Genomic DNA, 1,228 nt, shown 5'->3' with positions numbered 1-1,228 from the left:
TCAAATCATTGGAAATTCGCACTTCAAGATTGAATCCACCCATTGTAATTTGGGCTGCGCAGAACATTGTGTAATTGTTCTTTTGCAAAAACTTGAAAGTCGCGACGGTTGGAATGCAACTATCACCGCCGCTTGTGCTTGGTGTGCGACCTTGCGCTGGCTCGACTTTCATTGTGAGGCTCATTTGCATCAATCGAAGTAGCGCAATTTGGTCGCCTTGGTGCCATTCACATTGCAGCTTTCGGACAATTTTGGTTTGGGATTCGGCATCAAAGGGCCGAAAGGAGTCCTTAAAGTCTCTGGTCTCAAAAAGCGTTAAGAGCGCCGGCGTACCACTGTCGCAATGGTTCTCGATGCCACGCCTAAAGTATGGTTTCCAGCCCGGCGTAACATCACAACGACTGTAAGATGCCATCCTCATGCTTGCTACCGAGACGTCGCACTTCTTCTCTATTTCTGAAGAAGCGGCATCAAACAGCCTGTCATCGGAAGCAGGGTTCATCTTATACTCAAGGCGCCGCAGAAAATGCGCACTCTTTGGAAGTGATGGAGAAAGTCCGCTCGTGGTACTAAAGAGTTGGGCCGGCTGTTTTGCCCAGTTTTTATACAACTGATTCAGCGAATACATTTGATAAAAAATATAGCGCTGATCAGTAAAAGGATTAAAACAATTACTTGGACAATCGCCCAATTCAACGATTGTACCCATGCGCGTCGCGCCGTAGGGTACACTCCTTTGGAATGCACCATCCAAGACAATCGGCGAGAAATATCTTGATCGTCCATCCGCTTCACATTCCTCCATTTGAGCAATATCTCGCTCCGCCGGGACGGGTGCATTCCAAACATGGACTGCACAATGATCAAGCACTTCGTGAGGTCGTGGCCTCAGGCAAAGCACTTGGAACGGTTCAAAGCCTCGCTGTGCTCACTTTGAAGCCGCCCGACAATTGNTGACCCCCAAATTTGCGCCCTCAAACTCGAACACGGCCTTTGCTTAAGTAGGGCCTGCGGCAAAGGCGCTTTAAAAAGGCGCGATCAAGAAAAGTGAGAGAGAGAATTGCGTCCTTAGGACGATAGGATTTTGGCGTTGCAAGATTCTATGGTTATCATAGGCTGTATGAAATTTTGTTCGACATTCAAGTTTGATAGGAGAAATTTGTCTGATGGGTCCAGTTATTTTGAGCCCTTGACCTGAGCCCTTAGGGTCCCTCGTTCTTTATGAGAG

The 1,228-nt window shown here is 47.8% G+C and carries 1 protein-coding gene; it reads right to left on the bottom strand.

All coding sequences use genetic code 11. From position 1 onward, the window contains the following. On the bottom strand, positions 1-709 hold a 709-nt coding region (locus B7364_RS05440), incomplete at its 3' end, for a hypothetical protein (RefSeq protein WP_157893519.1). Positions 710-1,228: the final 519 nt, after the last annotated feature.

This window comes from Aquidulcibacter paucihalophilus (assembly GCF_002105465.1).
Lineage (GTDB): Bacteria > Pseudomonadota > Alphaproteobacteria > Caulobacterales > Aquidulcibacteraceae > Aquidulcibacter > Aquidulcibacter paucihalophilus.
This window is presented reverse-complemented; position numbering and strand designations above follow the sequence as displayed.